This is a genomic window from Sporosarcina gallistercoris (genome assembly GCF_014836415.1).
In the GTDB taxonomy this organism is placed as follows: domain Bacteria; phylum Bacillota; class Bacilli; order Bacillales_A; family Planococcaceae; genus Sporosarcina; species Sporosarcina gallistercoris.
The window spans coordinates 40,575-57,590 of record NZ_JACSQY010000013.1; the positions used below are offsets into that span (position 1 = coordinate 40,575).

Annotated in this window: 17 protein-coding genes; 8 read left to right on the plus strand and 9 right to left on the minus strand. The window is 42.3% G+C overall.

What is annotated here, in order from left to right; genetic code table 11:
* Positions 1 to 16 precede the first annotated feature (16 nt).
* On the plus strand, positions 17 to 553 hold the full coding sequence (gene msrA, locus H9659_RS14025; RefSeq protein ID WP_191691681.1) for a peptide-methionine (S)-S-oxide reductase MsrA: 537 nt from the start codon (positions 17 to 19) through the stop codon (positions 551 to 553).
* Between the two features lie 213 nt (positions 554 to 766).
* Entirely contained in the window at positions 767 to 2,101 is a 1,335-nt protein-coding gene (glnA, locus tag H9659_RS14030; protein ID WP_191691684.1) for a type I glutamate--ammonia ligase, read from the plus strand.
* A gap of 96 nt (positions 2,102 to 2,197) precedes the next feature.
* Here the strand turns inward: glnA (H9659_RS14030) and cax are convergent, their stop codons facing one another.
* Positions 2,198 to 3,250 (minus strand): calcium/proton exchanger, encoded by a 1,053-nt coding sequence (cax, locus tag H9659_RS14035; RefSeq protein ID WP_191691686.1) that lies wholly within the window; start codon positions 3,248 to 3,250, stop codon positions 2,198 to 2,200.
* A 211-nt stretch (positions 3,251 to 3,461) separates the two neighbouring features.
* Here cax and glnA (H9659_RS14040) point away from each other — a divergent pair, with 211 nt between their 5' ends.
* Positions 3,462 to 4,796, plus strand: coding sequence for a type I glutamate--ammonia ligase (gene glnA / locus H9659_RS14040; RefSeq protein WP_191691688.1), 1,335 nt, complete (start codon positions 3,462 to 3,464; stop codon positions 4,794 to 4,796).
* 70 nt (positions 4,797 to 4,866) lie between these two features.
* Here the strand turns inward: glnA (H9659_RS14040) and H9659_RS14045 are convergent, their stop codons facing one another.
* From H9659_RS14045 to H9659_RS14065, 5 genes are all read right to left on the minus strand, one after another.
* Positions 4,867 to 5,811: an ABC transporter ATP-binding protein gene (locus tag H9659_RS14045; RefSeq protein ID WP_191691690.1), complete on the minus strand. Its 945-nt coding sequence runs from the start codon at positions 5,809 to 5,811 to the stop codon at positions 4,867 to 4,869.
* Positions 5,811 to 6,872, minus strand: a complete 1,062-nt coding sequence (locus H9659_RS14050; protein WP_191691692.1) for an ABC transporter ATP-binding protein — start codon at positions 6,870 to 6,872, stop codon at positions 5,811 to 5,813. Before H9659_RS14050 ends, H9659_RS14045 begins: the two co-directional genes overlap by 1 nt.
* 15 nt (positions 6,873 to 6,887) lie before the next feature.
* Positions 6,888 to 7,907 (minus strand): oligopeptide ABC transporter permease, encoded by a 1,020-nt coding sequence (gene opp3C / locus H9659_RS14055; RefSeq protein ID WP_191691694.1) that lies wholly within the window; start codon positions 7,905 to 7,907, stop codon positions 6,888 to 6,890.
* Positions 7,907 to 8,839, minus strand: coding sequence for an oligopeptide ABC transporter permease (gene opp3b / locus H9659_RS14060; RefSeq protein WP_191691696.1), 933 nt, complete (start codon positions 8,837 to 8,839; stop codon positions 7,907 to 7,909). The genes opp3C and opp3b overlap by 1 nt, the downstream gene beginning before the upstream one ends.
* A 161-nt stretch (positions 8,840 to 9,000) precedes the next feature.
* On the minus strand, positions 9,001 to 10,725 hold the full coding sequence (locus H9659_RS14065; RefSeq protein WP_191691698.1) for a peptide ABC transporter substrate-binding protein: 1,725 nt from the start codon (positions 10,723 to 10,725) through the stop codon (positions 9,001 to 9,003).
* A gap of 243 nt (positions 10,726 to 10,968) precedes the next feature.
* On the opposite strand from H9659_RS14065, the gene H9659_RS14070 reads away from it, so the two are divergent.
* The 3 genes from H9659_RS14070 to H9659_RS14080 all read left to right on the plus strand — a co-directional run bounded on the left by H9659_RS14070 (position 10,969) and on the right by H9659_RS14080 (position 12,396).
* The gene (locus tag H9659_RS14070) at positions 10,969 to 11,313 is read left to right on the plus strand and encodes a DUF3899 domain-containing protein (protein WP_191691700.1); all 345 of its coding nucleotides are present in this window, start codon (positions 10,969 to 10,971) and stop codon (positions 11,311 to 11,313) included.
* 98 nt (positions 11,314 to 11,411) lie between these two features.
* Positions 11,412 to 11,933: a DUF948 domain-containing protein gene (locus H9659_RS14075; RefSeq protein WP_191691702.1), complete on the plus strand. Its 522-nt coding sequence runs from the start codon at positions 11,412 to 11,414 to the stop codon at positions 11,931 to 11,933.
* Between the two features lie 16 nt (positions 11,934 to 11,949).
* On the plus strand, positions 11,950 to 12,396 hold the full coding sequence (locus tag H9659_RS14080; RefSeq protein ID WP_191691704.1) for a DUF948 domain-containing protein: 447 nt from the start codon (positions 11,950 to 11,952) through the stop codon (positions 12,394 to 12,396).
* Positions 12,397 to 12,597: 201 nt separating this feature from the next.
* Here H9659_RS14080 and H9659_RS14085 read toward each other — a convergent pair whose 3' ends face one another.
* Both H9659_RS14085 and H9659_RS14090 read right to left on the minus strand, forming a co-directional pair.
* Complete coding sequence (locus tag H9659_RS14085; RefSeq protein WP_191691706.1) at positions 12,598 to 13,149, minus strand: DUF948 domain-containing protein; 552 nt, start codon at positions 13,147 to 13,149, stop codon at positions 12,598 to 12,600.
* A gap of 13 nt (positions 13,150 to 13,162) precedes the next feature.
* A complete protein-coding gene (locus tag H9659_RS14090) occupies positions 13,163 to 13,585 on the minus strand; it encodes a DUF948 domain-containing protein (RefSeq protein ID WP_191691708.1) in 423 nt (140 codons plus the stop codon).
* Positions 13,586 to 13,727: 142 nt separating this feature from the next.
* Here H9659_RS14090 and H9659_RS14095 point away from each other — a divergent pair, with 142 nt between their 5' ends.
* Complete coding sequence (locus H9659_RS14095; RefSeq protein WP_191691711.1) at positions 13,728 to 14,069, plus strand: CHY zinc finger protein; 342 nt, start codon at positions 13,728 to 13,730, stop codon at positions 14,067 to 14,069.
* Positions 14,070 to 14,080: 11 nt separating this feature from the next.
* On the opposite strand, the gene H9659_RS14100 is transcribed toward H9659_RS14095, so the two are convergent.
* Positions 14,081 to 15,676: an acyl-CoA synthetase gene (locus H9659_RS14100; protein WP_191691713.1), complete on the minus strand. Its 1,596-nt coding sequence runs from the start codon at positions 15,674 to 15,676 to the stop codon at positions 14,081 to 14,083.
* A 471-nt stretch (positions 15,677 to 16,147) separates the two neighbouring features.
* Between H9659_RS14100 and H9659_RS14105 the strand changes: the two genes are divergently transcribed.
* On the plus strand, positions 16,148 to 16,969 hold the full coding sequence (locus tag H9659_RS14105) for a squalene/phytoene synthase family protein (RefSeq protein WP_191691714.1): 822 nt from the start codon (positions 16,148 to 16,150) through the stop codon (positions 16,967 to 16,969).
* Positions 16,970 to 17,016: the final 47 nt, after the last annotated feature.

The following is a 17,016-nucleotide window of genomic DNA, read 5'->3' on the forward strand; positions in this document are numbered from 1 at the left end:
TAGAAAGAAGGTAGACATGATGGAACAACTTGAAAAAGCTATTTTTGCTGGCGGCTGCTTTTGGTGTATGGTCAAGCCGTTTACGGAATGGGATGGAATCCATAGTGTCGTCTCCGGTTATATGGGTGGAACTGTAGAAAATCCGACATACGAGCAAGTGAAAGAAGGCAATTCAGGGCATTTAGAAGTAGTTGAAATTACATTCGACCCAGCGGTATATCCTTATGAAGACTTATTGGCTCTTTATTGGCCACAAATTGATCCGACTGATGCCGGTGGTCAGTTCCAGGATCGAGGACATTCTTATACTACCGCAATCTTTTATACATCCGAACAGCAACGTCTAGCTGCAGAGCACTCCAAGCAAGAACTGGCTGCGAGCGGCAGATTTGCCAAACCGATCGTCACGGTGATCCGCCCAGCTGAAACATTCTACGCAGCAGAAGATTATCACCAAGACTTCTATAAAAAAGAGAAAGAAGCCTATGAAGCAGATCGGGCACAATCCGGGCGCGATGAATTCATACAAGCTAACTGGGAAGACCTCAAGTAAAGGGGTCTTCTTTTTTTTTCTTTAAAACCCATTGCTGCAGGTCTGCACTCCATTCCCGCGTCATCACGAAAATATACAAAAGAACAAATGACAAACTAGCAGAAAGTGTCGAAAATTGAAGTGGATTCCTTGAAAACATTTATCGCACTCTGTATAATTATAAGTTAACATTCAAATTCGACTATAAAAAATATTCAAAAAGGACGTGTCCTGATGAGTAAAATGACAAAAGATGATATTCGGAAATATGCTAAAGACGAAAATGTCAATTTCATCCGACTCCAAATCACTGACATTCTCGGAATGATCAAGAGCGTAGAAATCCCCGTCACCCAGCTCGAGAAAGCTCTCGACAACAAAATGATGTTCGACGGATCCTCTATCGAAGGGTTCACTAGAATTGAAGAATCGGATATGTATTTGGTGCCTGATCTGGATACATGGATGGTATTTCCTTGGCCGTCCGGGACTGGTAAAGTCGCTCGTCTCATATGCGATGTTGCACAAGCAGATGGGACTCCTTTCCCTGGCGACCCACGTGGAAATTTGAAACGCATACTTAAAGAGATGGAAGACATGGGTTTCACTGACTTCAATTTAGGACCTGAACCTGAATTCTTCTTGTTCAAGCTAGATCGCCATGGTGAACCGACCATGCACTTGAATGACCAAGGTGACTATTTCGATTTCGCTCCCCTTGACTTAGGCGAAAATTGCCGACGGGATATCGTTTTGCAACTGGAGGAGCTAGGATTCGAAGTCGAGGCTTCCCACCATGAGTCAGCACCCGGTCAACACGAAATCGATTTCAAATATGCGGATGCCTTAAGAGCTTGTGATAATATCCAGACGTTTAAACTTGTAGTGAAGACAATTGCCAGGGAACACGGTTTTCATGCCACCTTCATGCCGAAGCCGATTTACGGTGTCAACGGTTCGGGGATGCATTGCAATATCTCTCTATTCAAAAACGGGGAAAATGCCTTTTACGATGAACACAGTGAACGAAAACTCAGTGAGACTGCCTATCAGTTCATGGCGGGTGTCCTGAAGCACATTAAAGGCTTTACATCGATCACCAATCCGACAGTCAATTCATACAAAAGACTGGTCCCAGGTTTCGAAGCGCCTTGCTACATTGCCTGGTCTGCACAAAATAGAAGCCCGGCAATCCGAATTCCTGCTTCCAGAGGATTAAGCACACGGATCGAAGTTCGATCTGTCGATTCAGTAGCAAATCCTTACTTGGCATTATCTGCAATTTTAAAAGCCGGATTAAGCGGCATTGAACTGGGACTCGATCCAGGAGAACCTTGTGATTGCAATATTTATGAAATGAAAGCACATGAACTCGAAGAATTAGGAATCGAAACGTTGCCAACAGACCTAGATCATGCGTTGATTGCTCTTGACAATGATCCTGTAATGCAAGAAGCGTTAGGAAACCATATCTATACAAACTTCAGAGAAGTGAAGCAAAAAGAGTGGGATAGTTATCGGATCACCGTCCACCCATGGGAAATTGAACAGTATCGAAGAATGTATTGAAAAGGTCACTCTTGTGTAAGCATATAAAAAAAGGAACTTGCACACTCGCTTAGCGTTAATGTGCGGGTTCCTTTTTTAGCTTCGACACCTATCCGATTACAATAAGAAGAATCCAATCCCCATGATGATGTAAGCTGCGAATAGGATGAGCCCTTCAAACCAATTCGATTCCCCATCATTGGATAAACTGATGACAAGGAGCGCAGCAGTCACCATGGAGACCAGTTCCGGAATCGTGAACACGAGCGGCATTTGTTCTGGCATGAAAATGGATATGAGCACAAGTGCAGGTGCAACAAACATTGCGACTTGCAGTGTTGAACCAACCGCGATTTCAACCGATACATTCATTCGGTTTTTCATAGCCATTGTAATCGCTGACACGTGTTCAGCAGCATTTCCGACGATGGCCACTATAATGACCCCTATGAATAATTCCGTCCATCCGAACTGCTCGCCAAGCGTCTCAAACGTATGAACTAGCCGTTCTGAAACAAATGCAACAGCTACTGTACTCACCATTAATACCATAATGGACTTCCCTTTGGTCCACTCTGGAATCTCTTCCTCCTCAACCGCTTCATCCCCGGAAGCAAATACACCTCGATGAGTCACCAATTTGAAAAAAAGACCTGCCAAATAGATAGCGATCAAGATGACAGAAACTCCGATACTTAGTTGGAATGTTGTGGAAGGGTTCATCGTCATCGAAAATACTTCAGGAATAACGAATGCCACAACGACCGCAAAAATCAGTAAACCGGAGTTATAACGGGAATCATGAAGGCTGAAGTTCTGCTTTTTGTATTTCAAACCTCCTGCAAAAAATGATAGCCCCAATACGAGCAGCAAGTTCCCAAGAACAGATCCCGTAAGCGAAGCTAACACAATCCCGATAAGACCAGCTTTCAATGTAAAAATGGAAATGATGAGTTCAACCGCATTCCCGAATGTCGCATTCAATAATCCGCCAATACGCGGTCCGCTTACTATTGCAAGACTTTCCGTAGCTCGGCCAATGAATCCAGATAGTCCTATAATCGTTATACAACTCAATCCAAACATGACCAGATCTGACCAATTTAAAAAAGCCCCTAGTCCGACAACAGGAACTCCTATGAAAACTACGATGGAAAAAATACGATTCATGGCAATCCCCTCCCTTTCAATTCTAATTACAGTTATTCAACCTATCATTTAGTTCCCCACTAGTTAAAAAGACAAACTCCACACATCGCCGTCCAGTGAAAAATTTCAATTAACTTGAAAAAAATTCTTGTAAATGGATGCAATGTTGCGTATTATAAAAAATTATTATGCAACTTTGATAATGACAAACTTTTAAAAAGGAAGTGGCCTGATGAAGAATACAACAAAAGAAGACATTCGAAAATATGTGGTAGAAGATAATGTGAATTTTGTTCGTCTACAATTCACAGATATTCTCGGAATGATTAAGAACGTTGAAATTCCCATCAGCCAGCTTGACAAAGCACTCGACAATAAAATGATGTTTGATGGTTCATCAATCGAAGGTTTTGTTAGAATTGAAGAATCCGATATGTACTTAATACCCGATTTAAATACATGGATGGTCTTCCCATGGCCATCTGGAACAGGAAAAGTAGCTCGCCTCATTTGTGATGTATCTTTAGCGAACGGAGAACCGTTCCCAGGAGATCCTAGAGGGAACTTAAAGCGAATTCTCGCTGAGATGGAAGAGATGGGGTTCACTGACTTCAACCTAGGACCTGAACCTGAATTCTTCTTATTTAAATTAGACAGTAACGGCGAACCGACAATGGAACTGAACGACCATGGAGATTATTTCGACTTTGCTCCTCTCGACCTGGGTGAAAATTGCAGACGGGATATAGTCCTTGAATTGGAAGCGCTCGGATTTGAAGTGGAGGCTTCTCATCACGAGGCAGCTCCTGGTCAGCACGAAATCGATTTTAAATATGCAGATGCATTAACAGCTTGTGACAACATCCAAACATTCAAACTGGTTGTGAAAACAATTGCACGGAAACACGGACTGCATGCCACATTCATGCCAAAACCGATTTTCGGAGTCAATGGTTCTGGAATGCACTGCAACATTTCTTTGTTCAAAGATGGGGTCAACGCTTTCTTCGATGAAAACGGAGAACGGAAGTTAAGTAAGACCGCTTATCAGTTCATGGCTGGGGTATTGGAGCACGTTGAAGGCTTTACAGCCATTACGAACCCAACGGTCAATTCCTATAAACGTCTCTTACCTGGATATGAAGCACCTTGCTACATTGCATGGTCCGCACAAAACCGCAGCCCACTTATCCGGATCCCGGCATCTCGCGGCTTGAGTACACGAATCGAAGTTCGCTCTGTCGATTCTGTCGCCAATCCTTATTTAGCACTGGCTGCAATTCTTAAGTCCGGTCTTGACGGTATTCGCCGCGACCTAGATCCCGGTAAACCATGTGATCGCAATATCTATGAGATGAACGCAGCAGAACTGGAAAAAGAGGGGATTATCACCCTCCCCACGGATCTTGACCATGCCCTATTGGCGCTTGGTGAGGACACGATCATCCAGGAAGCGCTAGGCAGTCATATTTATGCAAATTACAAAGAAGCCAAACAGCGTGAATGGGATAGCTACCGCATCACCGTGCATCCTTGGGAACTCGAACGCTATATGAAGATTTATTAATTAGGAACACGCTCATAAAGGTAAAAAGCCGGACACTCCGAGAAATTTCTCGGAGTGTCCGGCTTTTTGATTAGGATTCTTTTGGAACGTAATTCTTTTTCATCTCTGCAAATTCCTTATCGGAACAAAGAACAAAGTGTTCAGGAGCAATCTCTCGGAACTCCACATGGTCACCAGCACCATAGTTGTGGTCCTTTGGATTGTATGGAGTACGGACCCGTGAACGCTCGTAAATTGGATCTGGAAGTGGGATTGCAGAAAGCAATGACTTCGTGTACGCATGCATTGGATTACGATACAACTCATCTGCAGGAGCCATTTCAACGAGTTTCCCGAAGTACATGACGCCAATACGGTCAGAAATGTATTTCACCATCGATAAATCGTGTGCGATGAACAAATACGTCAAACCGCGCTCTTCCTGCAAATCTCTTAACAGATTGACGACCTGTGCTTGAATCGATACATCCAATGCAGAGATCGGCTCATCTGCGATGATGAATTCAGGATCGACCGCGAGTGCACGTGCAATCCCTATCCGCTGACGTTGGCCACCAGAGAATTCGTGTGGATAGCGTTCTGCGTGTTCGCGATTCAATCCAACTGTTTCAAGTAAATTGATCACCATGTCTCTACGCTCTTTTTTAGATTTCGCAAGTCCATGGACATCGATACCTTCTGCAATAATATCCATAACCTTCATCCGAGGATTCAGAGAAGCATATGGATCTTGGAAGATCATTTGCATCTTCCGGTTGAAATCCTTATTCGCAGCTTTGGTTTTCTTATCTTGTACATTTACTCCATTAAAGAGAACTTCCCCATCAGTTGCATCGTAAAGCCGGATGATCGTGCGGCCCGTCGTAGACTTCCCGCACCCTGATTCTCCGACCAGACCGAACGTTTCCCCACGGTTAATGGCGAAACTGATATCGTCAATCGCACGCACTTCGGATGGCTTGCCTACATTAAAATATTGTTTAAGATTTTTGACTTCGAGTAGCACATCAGACATTACGCACGCCCTCCTGTCGCTTCATAGTATCTGCTGCCTGGAAAAGTACGCATACGCTCTATGATTCCTGCTGGCGGCTCCACTTGAGGAGCTTGCGGATGCAATAACCAAGTTGCAGCATAGTGCGTGTCGCTCACTTGGAAAAATGGCGGTGGCTTTTCCATGTCGATTTTCAGAGCATACTCACTGCGAAGAGCAAATGCATCCCCCTTTGGTGGGTTCAACAGATCAGGTGGTGTTCCTGGAATTGCATACAACTTCTCTTCATTCAGATCCATCGAAGGCATGGAACTCAATAGCCCCCATGTATAAGGATGTTGCGGATTATAGAAGATTTCATCGACCGTCCCGATTTCAACGATCATTCCGCCGTACATGACAGCTACGCGGTCTGCTACGTTTGCTACCACCCCAAGATCATGGGTGATAAAGATAATGGACGTATCAATTTTCTTTTGGATATCTTTCATCAGTTCCAGAATTTGAGCTTGAATCGTAACGTCCAATGCAGTTGTCGGCTCATCGGCAATCAGGATTTGCGGATTACATGCAAGCGCAATCGCAATGACGATACGTTGCCGCTGCCCCCCTGAAAACTGGTGAGGATACATTTTGTACCGATTTTCCGCATTCGGGATTCCTACCATATTCAACAATTCAATCGCGACTTTACGTGCTTTCTCTTTGCTGACTTTTTGGTGCTTCAAAATCGGTTCCATTATTTGTTTACCAATGGTCATCGTCGGATTCAAAGAAGTCATGGGATCCTGGAAGATCATCGAAATTTCTTTTCCTCGGATTTTCTGCATTTCCCGTTCCGGTATTTTCGTCAAGTCTTTGCCGTCAAAAAGAATTTCTCCATTTTTGAATTCAGAACTCGATTCAGGTAGCAGTCGCATAATGGATTTTGTCGTAACTGACTTACCAGATCCCGACTCTCCAACAATCGCAAGTGTTTCTCCTTTGTTCAAGTCGAAATTCACACCGCGAATCGCTTTCACTTCACCAGCAAACGTATGGAAGGAAAGCTCTAAATCTTTAACTTGTAATATTTTACTCATTTCGCTTTCCTCCTATCAGTCTTTCATTTTCGGATCGAGTGCATCACGTAATCCATCACCGATTAAGTTGAATGCAATCATTAAAATACTAATGACAAGGGCTGGGAACAATAATACATAAGGTTGGAATTCCATAACTTTGAACCCATCATTGATGAGAGTACCTAGTGAAGCATTAGGAGGTTGTAAACCTAGCCCGATAAAGCTGAGGAAAGCTTCAAAGAAAATTGCATTTGGAATCGTAAACATCGTATTAATTACAATAATCCCCAGAACATTAGGTAACAAATGCTTTGAAATTATCTTAGAATCATTCGAGCCTAACGTTCTAGCTGCTAATACGAATTCCTGGTTTTTAAATTTTAGTATTTGAGCACGAACAATACGTGACATACCAATCCACCCGGTAATGGAAATAGCGATGATGATGGCCATGAGACCCGGTTCCATGATCATAAGCATAAGAATAACAACAATCAATGTTGGAATACCAATCAGAATCTCAACAATTCGTTGCATGATATCATCTGTACGACCGCCGAAGTAACCAGAAATCCCTCCGTAAATTACACCGATAACCAAGTCAATCATGGCAGCAACGAATGCAATGAGCAGTGAGATTTGAGTTCCTTCCCAAAGACGTGTAAATAAGTCACGACCTAAACCGTCTGTACCGAACCAATAGTACTCATCTACTTTTTTCATAGCATACAAATCTATTTTTTTACCACTCAGGTTCCCAACCCCGTCCATAATTCCAAGTTTTTCAATACCAGGCATTTTAGGAGGAAGATTTGCATGTCTTAAGTTTTGAGTAGTTCCATCATGACCGTTTAAATGAGGTCCGACTAGTGCCATAATTACTAACAAAACAAGCACAACCATACTAACAATAGCAGCTTTGTTTTTACGAAGGCGCAACCAAGCATCTTGCCAGAAACTTAAACTTGGCTTTTCAATTCGCTCGGCTTTTGAGCTATCGATATGAATCCGCTCGAATTGTTCTTGTGGCAGTTGTTCTATATCTTTTTTCATTATGCTTTCCCTCCAGCCACGCGGATACGAGGATCAATGACACCATATAATATATCCACTATAAAGATGACAACAATTAGGAATGCGGAGAAGAATAATGTAGTACCCATAATTGTTGCAAAGTCATTCACCATAATTGAGGAAACAAATTGCTCACCGATTCCAGGAATCGCAAATATTTGCTCAACTACAAGTGAACCTGTTACTAAACCGGCAGCTACCGGACCTAAAACGGTAATTAAAGGAATCAAAGCATTTCTGAACGCATGCTTAAATGCTATTTCAAAACCAGTTGCCCCTTTTGCTTTCGCAAGCGTAATGTAATCAGACCCCATAACTTCAATCATTTCTGTACGGATAAAACGTGCAGATAATGCTAAAGGACCCATCGCCAACGCGAGAGAAGGAAGGATACTGGATTTCCAACCGTCATTCCAAAGTCCGACCGGAAGAAGGTGCCACTGCGAAGCAACGTAATACTGAAGAAGAGTCGCAAACACAAACGAAGGAATCGAAATTCCTAATATCGCAAAAAAGGTGCTTCCATAATCCCAGAAAGTATTTTGTTTCAGTGCCGCAATCATTCCTAGTAATATCCCAACTATCGTTCCAAAGATCATTGCTTGGACTCCGAGAATAAAGGAAGGTTTCATCCTGGAAGCAAGAAGGTCATTAACGCTTTTTCCTTTGAACGCAAATGATGTTCCTAAGTCACCTTTTGCCAAGTTCTTCATGTAGATTGCATATTGAACAGGCTTTGGTTTATCGATTCCATATTTTTTCTCAACAACAGCTTTTTGCGTATCATTCAATTTACTGTAAGACGCAATGGGTGAACCCGGTAACGTTTGCATCAAGAAAAATGTAGCAGTCGCAATGAGAAACATTGTGATGAACATATAAATTATTCGTTTTCCAATATATTTAACCATGGTGCACCTCCTGATCTATGTACCCCTCTATGTGAAACCGGTCATATGGTTTGTTTTCAAAATGAAAGCACTTACAAAACATTCGCAATACTTCCTATTATTAAAAAGAGAGTATATGGTGAATTAACACCATATACTCCCACTATTCAGCTGCCTAACGCTTACTCTTTACCTGAAATGTAAGCCCACTTATAGCTATAGTCAGCACCGAATGGGTGACTTACAAGGCCTTTGAAGTGAGGTTTTTCAAGGAAAATCAATCCACGCTGATAAATTGGAGCAATTGCTGCATCATCTTCTAAAAGAATTTTCTCAGCTTTTGCAAATGCTTCATAACGTTCTGCTGGCTTCAATGCAAGTTCCGCTTTAGAATCAGCAATCAATTTGTCATACTCAGGGTTTGAGTAAGACATCAAGTTGTTCGTTCCGTCTGTTACAAACAAGTCAAGGAATGAAATCGGGTCTTGGAAGTCAGGGCCCCAACCAGAGATTTGAATATCGTAATCTTGCTTCTCATCCAATTCAAGACGAACTGCAAATGGAACTTCTTTCAATTTGATAGTCAAGCCTTCAAGATTCGTTTCAAGCTGTGATTTGAAGTACTCGTCCATTTTTTTCGAAAGATCAGTATCTCCACCTAGGATTTCAAGTTCAAGTGAATCCACTCCAAGCTCTTTCAAACCTTTTTCCCAGAATTCTTTTGCTTCTTCAACGTTATAAGTCAAGTGATCTCCACTAATATCGCGGAAATCTTTTTGGCTTTCGTCAAATGCGAAGTCTTTAGGTACTAGGAAGTTTGCAGGAAGTGAACCGTTAGCAAGTACAACATCTGCAAGGTCTTCTTTTTGGAATGATTTAGCGATTGCTTTACGGATGTTTACGTTTGCAAGTGGTGTTTCTTCTTCTTTAAGTTTCTTCTGGTTAAACTTCATGTAGAATACAGAAGTTTCCGGTTGTACGACAGCTTCAGGATCTGTAGAGTATTGCATTGCCAAATCGCCTGATACTCCAGCACGGTCTAGCTTACCGTCTTGATAAAGTTTTACTGCAGTAGCTGAATCCTGTACTACGTTTACATTGATTTGTGTAAGTTTTACATTCTCAGCGTCCCAATACTCTTCATTCTTCTTGTAAACCCAGCTTCCGCCAGTGCCGTCCCAATCAGTAAGTGTGAATGGTCCGTTATATAGAAGGTTATCCGAGTTTGTAGCATATGCATCGCCCTTTTCAGTAACGAATGCTTCTTTTTGCGGGTAGAACGTTCCGAATGACATCAATGAAAGGAAATATGGAACTGGACGCTCAAGCGTCACTTCCAAAGTCTTTTCGTCTTTCGCTACGATTCCAAGTTCTTTTTTATCCATTTTACCTTCACTGATCGCTGTAGCGTTTTTCACAGTACCAGACATCATGAATGGTCCGTAAGGTGATCCAGTTGCAGGATCGATTGCACGCTGCCAAGCAAATACGAAATCGTCAGCAGTTACTGGTGATCCATCAGACCACTTTGCGTCGCGAAGTTTGAACGTGTAAGTTAGTCCATCTTCACTTTCTTCAGCTTCTTCAGCCGCCATTGCTGGAATCGCTTTGTTTTCTTGATCTAGACGATATAGACCTTCGTTCACGTTGTTCAATACGTTGAATCCTACTGCATCTTCAACGATTGCAGAGTCAACAGAAGGGATAGCAGCAGATTCAGCTAAGTTCAAGATCTGCTCAGCATCTGGCTCACCGTCTTCTTTTTTAGGTGTTTCAGTTGCATTTCCATCTTTACTATCTTCTTTTGAAGCATCTTCCTTTTTCTCTTCTGTACCGCCACATGCAGCAAGGAAGATACTTAGTACTAATGTCATCGCCATTAGTAACAACCATTTCGTGTTCTTCAAGATATAGCCCCCCTTTTTATAATTGTCTGAAGAATTAACACTATTTCATTATACAATTAAATTCTCTTAAGTCAAAGTGTTTTTGAAAAGAAATTTTACTAGACATAACCAATTGACGAGTGTGAATTGTCAATGAATTGCGCCGGTAAGCGGTTTCTTAACGGTTTTTCTTTGTTAAACTTGTAATAGTATTGTATTATACATAGTGAATATCACTAAGATCTAGAAAAAGAGGTTAGAAATTTGAAAAAAATCGCGCTGTTGTTTTTATTTGGTCAATTTATCATTTTCATTCTATCTTTTCTTTTAAATGCAGGAATATCATTGTTGTCGTATATTAATACTTCTTTCTATGTTGGTGGCCTCCTGCTCTTTGTAGGAGGAATTATCTACATCTTCCGCACAGGATCATTTGATTTTTTTAATAGTAGTATGAGAAAGGTATTGTCTTTGAAGCATACAAAAGAAGACTTGGATTCCATGCGTTCCCCTTCCGAAGTGTTTTCCATGAGTCCGAAAGTATTCTTCCAGGCAGGAATCCCGATTTTTTTGATGATGTTCATCGCGATGGGTTTCTACTATAGTTGAACTTGCATCTTATGAAGTGTTTATGCACAATGAAATAGTGGTACAACTAGGTATGTGGGTTAAGTAGCAGACGTCAGTCAGAATGGAGTGGTTGTGGAATGGAGATTCTTTTGTATGTCAGTGCAGCGATTGCCGCACTATCACTTCTTCTCATCGCAGTATTCGTGATTATCACATTAAAGAGTGCTAAAGCGACGATGAATGAAGTGTCCGAAACATTAACAAACATGCAGGGCAAGTTAAACGGGATTACCGATCAAGCAAACGAGCTACTCGCAAATACGAACCGTATTACAGAAGATGTAGAGCGTAAAATGCAATCATTGAACAGTGTTTCGAAGACAGCTGAAAAATTGGACGATTCAACGGTACATATGAACAAGTCGTTTCAATCACTGTCTGAACAGATCAGTAATCCTGATCCGAAGTATAAGGACTTGATGCAAAAAGCGAATACCATAACAGGAATTGCCGCTAGCATCTACTTTCGGACAAAACGGGAAAAAGCAAAACAGACGAATGCTTCTTACTCCTCAAAACCGAACAAACAAAAGAGAGAGAGACAGGATTTACTCCCCTCTCCTCAGAAAAGATTACCGGAACCGAAACAGAAAAACTAACTTAGAGGTGATGTAGATGGATTGGATGGGTATTGGTGTATTGGTCATCGGAATCGCCTTTGCAGTTTTAGTCGTGATTCTGATCAAACCTCTCAAAAATCTCGGAGACGTAATGGAGAACTTGAAACAGACAACTGAAAAGTTACCAAATGTAGTGGATGACGTAACTGGACAAGCACAACTCGTATTGAATACGAGTAATGAGACGATTGGGAACGTGAATCAGCAAGTACATGAAATCACTCCTCTTTTCAAGATAGTCGGAGATACTGGTGAAGCTGCCCGCTCCCTTACACAAAGCGCTTTGACTAAAACGAATACACTAAAAGAAAATACCGCAAATGCAGCAAATTTAACACGACGTGAGCGGTATCAGGGCTTATATGGCTTCCTTTCGTTCCTCTTCTACCTTCAACAAAACCAGAAAGAATTGAAGACAGAAACAAAACTCCTGAAAAAGTAAGTAACAGGCCGGTGCAAACAAGCACCGGCTTTTTCATGTCAATATCTCCTTTCATCTGACGCTTTCCTTCTATCCTCAGTACTTATCAAAGTAAGTTGAAGCGGTTCTTTCTTGACGCATAAGTTTTAAACTCAGTTTACAATAAAGAACGATTTCTCCAAACAAAAACGCTGGCAGCTGCCAGCGTTTTTTCTATTACGCTTATAAATCATTCTTCACATACTTACCGGATTTTGCAGCAACAGCTGCTTCAGCTTTCATCCGCTGAATGTCCACTGCGCGTTTCTCCCCTTCACCGAGTAAGGTCCCTGGTCGTAGGTAGCTTGATGACTTTTTCATAGCGATGCTCTTACGTACTGCGAAATAACCGAGAGCTGCTGTTCCATACAGGCCACCTATCGATTTGTTACGAGTGCTTTCGTCCAAACCGTCCACTTTACGTTTTCCAGCGTCTGTTACGTTATGAAGTGAAGCCGTTAAATTGCGTGTCGTGTTTCCGACATCTCCGACAACTTCAAACATCGGAGTCAAGTTCCCCAATTTCTCATTCACATCAGACAGGGTATCATTGGAATGACGTATCAGCTGTCCCGTTTCTCCCATTATCCCATCTAGTTGGTCTGGTAATTGTTCAAGCGTCTTGTTCACTCCGCCGAGTGTACCAGCAACACCATTCAACACCCGCGCTATGTATATCGCTAGAATGAGAAAGGCGACCCCTATTAAGAGTACTCCAATTCCGGTTAAACTCATCTTCATCCCTCCATCATTTCGTTATGTTTTCAGCTTTCTTCCATGTAGAGAAGAGGCTTGAAGCAAACTCCGCCAACTGTATTAGCCCCACAAAAGGCTTAGTTCCCGGTAAATCCGGTTGTTTGGCATAGGTTTTCACCATTCCATGAACACTATCTGTTGCAGTGTACATCGTATCCCCTAGGTTTTTAGCAGTTTCTGCTACGCTGTTCAAAGCATCTAATTTCAGTTGTACGTCAGTCGCCGAAGTTCTCGCCTCAACAATTGTCAGTTCCAATTCTTTGATGGAGACGTCAGCTTTGTCTGCCATACGGTTCGCCGTACTTCCGACAGTTGTCAACAATCCGGAAATTCGTGTAAGCACAATACATAAATAAATTGCAAATATCGCGAACGATACAGCGAGTAAAAACACGCCAATATGGACAAATGTCATTCAGCAATCCCTCCTTCCTACTTGTGTATACCACAAAAGGTGCTGTAGTATGCATCATAATGATGTGAACCTGCTTAAATTCACGCTTTTTGTCTATATTCATCTTTTAGCTTACAATAAACAAAAAGGAGTTGAAAGTTAAATGAACATTCATGGGCAAAATGTTTTTGGAAGCCAAGTCGATCGTGAAACAAGATGTGCACATTATCATAAAGAAATGGACCGGATCGCCATCAAATTCTATTGCTGTAATCAGTATTTCCCTTGTTTCGAATGTCATGCACAATTTGGATGCGAGCAGCCAAAGCGTTGGCCAAAGGATCGCTTTGATCAAAGAGCCATCCTTTGCGGAAGTTGTGGACACGAACTGACCATCGCGCAGTACTTAACCTGTCAATCCAACTGTCCCCACTGTCAAAGTCAATTTAACCCCGGATGCAGCCTGCATGCTCATTTATACTTTGAAACTGATCACAACGCCTGACTAACAGGCATTCATGTACTGCTTCTGTCCGAATATTCCGCTCGCAATGTCCGTTTCAAAACTTTACCACTAGGATTTTTAGGGAGCTCATTTGTAAACTCTACGAACTTTGGTGTTTTAAATGATGATAACCGCTTCTTACAAAACTCGATGACCTCTTTTTCTTCCAGTACCATTCCTGGTTTCGGTATAATTATTGCAGTCACGGCTTCAATCCAATATGGATCGGGAATACTAATGACCGCCACTTCCGACACGCCCTCCATTTGATAGATGACTTCCTCAACTTCCCTGCTGGAAACGTTCACCCCGCCCGTATTGATCATATCTTTTTTTCGATCTACAATAGTTAAGTAACCTTCTTCATCCATGACTCCTAAGTCGCCGCTATGAAACCATCCTCCACGGAAAGCTTCGGCTGTTTTTTCTGCATCGTGCAGGTATCCTTTCATAGCATGTGGGGTTCTATGAACAATCTCCCCTAGTTCCCCCCGTGGGACTTCCTCATCCTGATCGTTCACAATTCTAGTTTGCACATTCAGACTTGGCAACCCTGCCGATCCGAGTTTTCTAAGTTGGTCCTCGGGCTGAAGTGCCGTGGCAAGAGGGGCGACTTCCGTTTGACCGTAAAAATTCCACAGAGAAGCACCTGGTAATCGTTCTTTTAGTTCTTTCAGGATTTCCATTGGCATAATAGCAGCGCCATAATAACATTTTTTCAAAGTAGATAAATCCCTTTTATCGAAATCCGCATGGCGGAGAAGAGCTATCCACACCGTTGGAGGACAAAACAGTAACGTCGCTCGCTCTTCTTCAATTGTTCTTAAAATCGCCTCAGGTGTTGGAACTTCCAGAATGATTCCGGTCGAACCTAGGTAAACACTTGGTCCAAGGAAGACGTGCAACTGCGCGCTATGGTATAGAGGAAGCGCATGGATGACGACATCATCAGCACTCATTTTTCCGTCGATTATGCAGCTGACGTATTCACTAATCAGGCTTTTGTGACTGAGCATTACACCTTTAGGGCGTGATTCAGTACCACTCGTATATAACACGTGCACAACATCGTCATCTTCTACTTCAATATCCGGTAGCGAGGAGGAATGTTCCTTGCGAATGCTATGGATGGAAACCCATTGATCTGGTGCATAATCATCTAATTGCCCGATGAATACTTTTTGCGCCACTTTGTGATGATTCAGCGATTTGTCCATAATTGCAGTGAATTCCATAGAAGCAAATACTGCATGAATCTGGGCGTGTTCGATTATGTAGCTAATCTCGTCTTCGGTCAGCATGTAATTGATCGGCACCATGACCGATCCGATGCGGGCTAAAGCAAAGTTAAGAACAACGAAATCCAAGCTATTTCTAGACATGACCGTGACGAAGTCGCCTTTCTTTATCCCATTCGACAATAGTCCATTTGCAGTGCGATTCACTAGGGCATCCAGCTCTTCATACGTAAGGCGTTGGTTGTTAAATACGAGCGCATGCTTTTTGGGAAATCGCTCACTTGTTCTAAGCAGCAAATCCCCTAACGTATTTCTTCGCACAGACTGTACATGATCAATAAGTCTTTCAACATTAAATTGACTAGTCATCAACATCCTCCTCCACTATAAACACTTATTATAATGATAATTCAGATAACTAACTAAAACAAGAGGAGTGGATGCTTTTAGCAGCAATCCGCTCCTCAAACAATCATTTACTTGTTGACTTCAGACACACTTCCACGTAATTTGGAACGCTCTAGCGTGTGATGACTCTCCCAAAACTCACAACATGAAACCTGTCCCTAAATAATATGAATCAGCTATGCTACCAGCAACGCTTGGAGTTCACTATATTTGTTTCGACTTAGAGGAATTTATTGTACATTCGGTATTTCAATCGTGTAATAACGGGTAGCGGGATTTGACTGAATTGAACTAATACGATGTAAGGAAACGATGAACGACTGAATATCCATCAAACACTCAAGTGGCTTTCAATGGAAAAGACCGTGCGTAAGCGGTATGATGTATACACTAGAGTCAACAACATCGTTTTATGGAAAGAAGGATTTAGACATGAATGAAGCCGCCTTACAAAAAGATGCGATGCGCGTTCTTAAAGCGACGAGCCGTACGTTCTACATACCTATTAAATTATTGAACCCAACTCTTCGTAAAACAGTCGGTTCTGCATATCTATGTTTGCGTGCAATCGATGAAATTGAAGATCATGAACAACTCGATCCACAAAAAAAGTCAGCCTTACTTCGTGCTACCGCAGAACTTCTTCGCAATGGATTCAATGAAGCGGATTATGCTGATCTCTTATCGCCTGTAGAAGGACAGTTGCCTGAAGTGACACTTCGTTTAGCGGATTGGCTCGCAGTATGCCCGCCTGATCTATATGAAAATGTCCGTAACGTCACGGCAATCATGGCGGATGGTATGGCGAAATGGGTAGAAAAAGATTTTCAAATCGAAACAAAAGAAGACTTGGACGAATATACGTACTATGTGGCGGGACTTGTCGGTGTTATGCTTTCAGATATCTGGGAGCAATATGATGGGACCATCACAGATCGCGAGTTTGCCATCGGATATGGTCGAGGCTTGCAAGCGGTCAATATGTTGCGCAACCAGGATGAAGATGCTGAGCGAGGGGTCCGCTTCCTACCCGAAGGCTGGACGCGTGAAGATTTGTTTGACTATGCCAGACAAAATCTAGCGATGGCGGATGAATACATGAAGCAAATCCAGACGAAAAACATCGTGCTTTTCTGCAAGATTCCTTTAGCGCTTGCGAAAAAGACATTGTCTGCGCTTGAAAAAGGCGAAGAGAAGATGAAGCGCGACGAAGTGAATGCAACTGTAGATGAAATTTTAAAGGAAACCACGTAAAAAGAGCAGCCGCGGCTGCTTTTTTTACATTTGCTAATCATGTGAGG